This window comes from Dyadobacter sp. SRI_021 (assembly GCF_057586235.1).
In genome coordinates this window covers 1-5,948 of record NZ_JBYCZM010000030.1, presented here as the reverse complement: position 1 = coordinate 5,948, position 5,948 = coordinate 1, and the positions used below count along the sequence as shown (strand labels likewise).

The following is a 5,948-nucleotide window of genomic DNA, read 5'->3' as shown; positions in this document are numbered from 1 at the left end:
TCAGGGAAAACTTAAACCAACGCTTGCCAAGGCTACCGCTGATAAAGAAGTGGACAACGATGCTGTAACTGTTGAAAATCAGGCTGTAATCGCTTTTCAAACCGGGGCGTCGGGCATTAACATTCATGACCTGGATTTCGGATTTCTGCCTGAAAACATAAAAGCCAGTGATAGGGCGACATCTGAGGATGGGCAGCTGGTAGCATATCCCAACCCGGTTGTTAAAAACCTGGAAGTAACTATGCCGGCCCGGGCTCAGCTCGCGACATTGAGGGTTGCAGATAAATTGGGCAGGGAATTGAAGGTTTATCAAATCAAACCCAAAAAGGGCAATTATAAAACAACCTTGGATATGAATGATCTGGCTGTGGGGCATTACATCATTAGCGTCAATGAAAATGGCGTGAATAGAAGCGCTGTGGTAGTGAAACAAGCCGAATGATCAGACCGCATAAGGCCTGTCTGTCTTGTTGAAAGAATTTTTTAAGCCCTCGGATAGGGGTTGATATCTTGTCAATCATTTCGATTATGTATATAAATAAGTTTAAAAGCCCCAGCGGCTTTTCAATGGCTGCTATTTTGAATACAGCTAAACAGGCCGGCTACATTCGCCTGTCGACAGTCCGTCCACTTTTTAGAAGCAGGATGATAGGTCTTGTCCTGGCAATGCTCTGCTGCTGCGGTTATTCATTTGGGCAGAAGAAGGCAAGGGAGTACTCAATCATCTCCGATCAGCCGATTATCATATCGGTTATAGACCTGGATAAAAGCGAGGCTTACTATGAGAAGGTTTTTGGTGCCGAAGTGAGGAGTATCCCTGAAGATCTCAGGCAGGTACGGCGGTTCTTGAAATTGGAGAATGGGGTATACATCATTCTTAAGGCTGGAAGGGTGCAATTAATAGATCCGGATGCTTTGGACAGACCACATATAAGGGTAACAGTTCCAGCGAATTTATTGGAGAAATATCAGGCCTATCTGGCTGGTGAAAAAATTAAAACGAAGGAAAAATCGAATAATGGTGCGGGCAAACCCAAACGAAAATTCATCAATGATTTGGATGGCTATGTTATTGAATTGTTACCCCGGTAAAAAATACTACTTCATGAACACTTTTAGATCTGCCCTCTTATTTTTCCTGACATTATGGGTGGGAGCATTTGGACAAACATCGGATAGCTATGTACCAAAAATTGTCCCTCCATCTCCACAAGCGGCCAGTTTAACCAGGTATGTCGATATACCTGTAAGTTACTATACGGGTACTGCCAATATATCCATTCCGATCTACACTGTGCAGGATGGAAAAATAACCCTTCCCATATCGATTAGCTACCATCCATCGGGCATTAAAGTAGCTGACGAGGCCAGTCAAGTCGGATTGGGCTGGGCATTGAATGCCGGGGGAGTTATTTCCAGGACGATAATGGGGGAGGATGACTTCACCCCCAGCCGGTATTTCAGCCCTGCGGATAATTTACCAGCGAACAGTTTCCCCAGGGCAAACATGCAACTGGGGCAGGCAATTCCTAATAATCAAAGCGCATTCAATTTTGATTTTTATTCGCAGCAATCCGGTCCAGGCCCGCTTGCTCTGAAGGTAGAAGACGGCACTAATAATGAATACGAGCCGGATATTTATAATTTCAATTTTGCGGGATATTCCGGGAAGTTTATCATAACCCGTACCAAAGAAATCATCATGAACGAAAAGAGTGACATTCGTATCAAGATGCTGGAAGCGAACAACGGAGCTGACATTTCCTGGGAAATAAAGACGCCTGATGGAGCTATCTATTTGTTTAACGAAAAAGAAACATTCAGATATGCCAGCGGGGGAAGCTCTGTTTCATCGTGGTATCTCAGCCAGATAACTTCCCCGGAGGGTGCCACGATTAGCCTTAGCTACAACGTCCTGGCAAACGCCTTTAACTATCCCCAGGGAGCTATCACCGAAACCAAGGGGGAATTTATACTTGACCCGACTTGCAGTACCGGTGAACCTCAAGGCCCCATTGCATCACGCACGATTGGCCGGATTCCACCCAAATATATTTCGACTGTATATCTGAATGAGATTACTTTTCAGAATGGTTCGGTCAAATTCGTTTTCGAAAACAGGGATGACCTTTCTTATGATAAAAAGCTTAAAACGATTGAAATCTATAATAAGCCCGGTGGTGTCAAAACCCTTTTTAAAGCATTTGATTTTAACTATGCTTATTTTGACGGGACTGCGGATGTTGACTATCAGGCTACCAGTGATGGAAGTGGATCGGTATCAAAAAGGTTGAAATTGTTATCATTAACCGAGAAATCTGCGAGTGGGACTAGCTTAAGACCGCATCTATTCGACTACTTTGAAGGCGACAACTACACTAATCTGCCGGCGAAGACTTCATTCGCACAGGACCATTGGGGATACTATAATGGAAAACAGGGGAATCTAAGCCTAATCCCCACATTCGACGTTTTCAATACTTCGGATGAAGTCAGATTCCATTTCGGGCAAATGACGGGAACAGAAAGAGACACCGACCCGAATTATATAAAAGCATTCAGCCTAAAGAAGATTACTTATCCCACCGGTGGATATACTGAGTTTAACTATGAGGCCCATGAATATGATGTCAATAATTCCAATAAAAACGACTTCTCCTATTCTGGTAATATTGGCACGTTGACTGAGAGAAATGAGCGTCGTATGTACCTTATAAGAGACAAAGGGACGGTTCAGGATTTCGAAGTTGATTTCTCAAAGGCAGCAACAGGGGCTGGTGGCCTGACAACCAACTTGAAATTAGACGCTTTCGTTAGGTTAAGTGGCGCGACGCCGTGCAACGAAATATCGGGCCAGACTGGCAGGGTGTATTTTGAGTTGATACATAAAGAGACCGGACTGTCGGTGGGAACATATGATATGTTTGCGATGCAGGAATGTACCGACAATTTTAATGGCACTCCTTCGCCCTGCATCATTAAAGGGTGTCAGAATGGAATGACCGGGGGAGTTCAACACATCAATACGATTTATAACATTATGCCGGGTAAATACATCTGGCGTGCAAAGGTCAGTGATGATGTTGCGGTTTCTGATTTTGCCATCCATTTCGTATGGTATGAGCCTTTGGAAGCGACGGAAGGGGCAATGAAAACCGGCGGTGGCTTACGTATAAAAACCATCACCTCTAATGATGGCGTGCAAAGTAATGTCAAGACATTTAATTATAGACGAACCGAGACAGCCGCTAATGGGCAAAGTATCGAAAAGTCGACAGGGAGGCTGATGACAAAACCGCAATATAGCTACGCGGAAGAAAGAAGTTGTACCAACGATGGCCCTGGGGGCGCGGATGGCCTAATTTATAGAATCGTATTTCGCACATCTAATAGCATCGTTCCGCTATCCGCGTCGGCCAGTGGTTCTGTTGTCGGATACGATCAGGTGACTGTGAGTTATGGCGCTAATGCAGAAAATGGGCAATCGATTTTTTACTATGACAATCAGTCCGATATCGTCAATAATTTTTCCTATTACAGGCCTCCACTCATTTCCAGTAGGCCATTTAAATCAAATGGTAACCTGTTGAAACAGGAAGATTATGCAAAGTCGGGTACTGCTTTTGTCAAGGTCAAAGAAACAGAATATGACTACGAGTTAAGTACGCCCACTTACCAGTATGCTGCGGAGATAAGAAACATTCCTTATTTCGTAAGCGGAGCTTATTTTAGTAAGAAATTGCACGGATTTTTCTATCCGGCCATGATCAAGAATTGGAATTACTTAAAGAGTGAAAGAACGAAGGTATATGATCTTGCAAATCCTAATACGCCAGTAGAAACTTTTAAAGAATACTACTATGACAATCCCAATTACACCCAGCTTAGCCAAACCAAAGCTTCGGACAGTAGGGGACGTAATATTATAACGGCCTACAAGTACCCGTTCGATTACAACACGGGAGTTTATCCAGGGATGGTATCCAAAAACATGGTCAGCCCGGTCATTGAGGAAACGACAAGTATCGAAAATGGCGCAGCATTGACCTGGATCAACACTGAGTATTTCACCCCGAGCGGCACCAGCTTGTATGTGCCTAAGAAAGTGGATAAAAAAATAGGACAGGGTTCCATTGTTACGCTTGCGGAGTTCATGACTTATGACGATCGCGGAAATCTTTTAACCTATAAAGAAAAAGGGGGAGCCACCACCAAACTTGAATATTACGGCACAACCGATGCAGGCAAGACTGACCTTCTCAAGTCAAAAACCGAAGCTGACGGTACATCGGCTGCCGCGACGACAACCTATAACTATAAGTCACTCGTTGGTGTAGAATCGATCACGGAGCCTTCGGGAAAGGTTACCTGGTACAACTACGACAATTTCGGCCGCCTCTCCGACATCCGGGAAGGTAGTAGCGCGGGCAATTTGATCAAGAGCTTCCACTATAACTATGCGAATCAGGGCGGCTTTGTAAATGGCATCGTAGATAACCCTGACGTATCCGCCCCATCCGCTCCTGGTCTTACTTCCGGCAGTAGTAGCGGCAATCAATGCGCGGCGAACCGGGTAAAATTGCTGTGGCGGAATTATAACCACGACCGGTTGGTAGGGGCCACGATACAAGGTTCCAGCAATGGGGTGGATTGGGTAGTACTTTACCAATTTCCATCGGCAGCACCGGTTGGCACCTGGCTTACGGCAGATTTCACTAACCCGCAAAACTACCCCCATATCCGTTACAACGCGCGGGCTACCGACGGGGTGGGTGACCTCAAAGAGATCCGTTTTTTCAATGTGGATGGAAGTGGGAATGAATATGCCTTAACGGGTACGGGCTTTGGTTCAGAGCCGAACCTGGCTGGTCAGGGCTGGGCAAATGCGTTGGATGGCAATGAAACCACCCAATGGCATGCCGAATATGTAGCTCCGCTGGGTCACGCCGGTAACAGCAACTTTGTGGGAATTAGTCTGCCATGCGCGACCACGCTGATCACCCCGATTTTGTATAAAAGTACCAGTGGGGACGTCTGCGCGAATGGCTCTCCGATCACGTTGACGGCCTCCGGTTTCAGCGGGCAATTGGAATGGTACCTTAACGATGTATTGATCACAGGTACACAGCCGGGCCAAACGCAGTATATAGCGACGGTCGCGGGGACTTACAAGGTGCGTTCCAAATCAGGCAGCTCATATAGCAGCTTTTCGAATACGATCGTGCTGAACCAGAAAGCCGGTTGCGTCCCTCCCAACCAGTGCGCGGCGAACCGGGTAAAATTGCTGTGGCGGAATTATAACCACGACAGATTGGTTGGGGCCACGATACAAGGTTCCAGCAATGGGGTGGATTGGATAGTACTTTACCAATTCCCATCGGCAGCACCGGTTGGCACTTGGCTTACGACAGATTTCAATAACCCGCAAAACTATCCCCATATCCGTTACAACGCGCGGGCTACCGACGGGGTGGGTGACCTCAAAGAGATCCGTTTTTTCAATGTGGATGGGAGCGGGAATGAAACTGCATTGACCGGCACCGGCTTTGGTTCAGAGCCGAACCTTGCTGGCCAGGGCTGGGCAAATGCGTTGGATGGCAATGAAACGACCCAATGGCATGCTGAATATGTAGCTCCACTGGGTCACGCCGGCAACAGCAATTTTGTAGGAATAACCTTGCCATGCGCGACCACGCTGATCACCCCGATTTTGTATAAAAGTACCAGTGGGGACGTCTGCGCAAATGGCTCTCCGATCACCTTGACAGCCTCCGGTTTCAGCGGGCAATTGGAGTGGTACCTTAACGATGTGTTGATCACAGGCACACAGCCGGGCCAAACGCAGTATATCGCAACGGTCGCGGGGACTTATAAGGTGCGTTCCAAATCAGGCAGTTCATACAGCAGCTTTTCGAATACGATCGTGCTGAACCCCAAAGCCGGTTGTA

Annotated in this window: 3 protein-coding genes; all 3 read left to right on the top strand. The window is 46.6% G+C overall.

The genetic code is table 11. From position 1 onward, the window contains the following. Positions 1-442: T9SS type A sorting domain-containing protein (locus AC2YIT_RS32020; protein ID WP_487281920.1), on the top strand; the 442-nt coding region annotated here is incomplete at its 5' end. An 86-nt stretch (positions 443-528) separates the two neighbouring features. Beyond that, complete coding sequence (locus AC2YIT_RS32015) at positions 529-1,092, top strand: VOC family protein (protein ID WP_487281919.1); 564 nt, start codon at positions 529-531, stop codon at positions 1,090-1,092. Between the two features lie 13 nt (positions 1,093-1,105). Next, positions 1,106-5,948: hypothetical protein (locus AC2YIT_RS32010; protein ID WP_487281918.1), on the top strand; the 4,843-nt coding region annotated here is incomplete at its 3' end.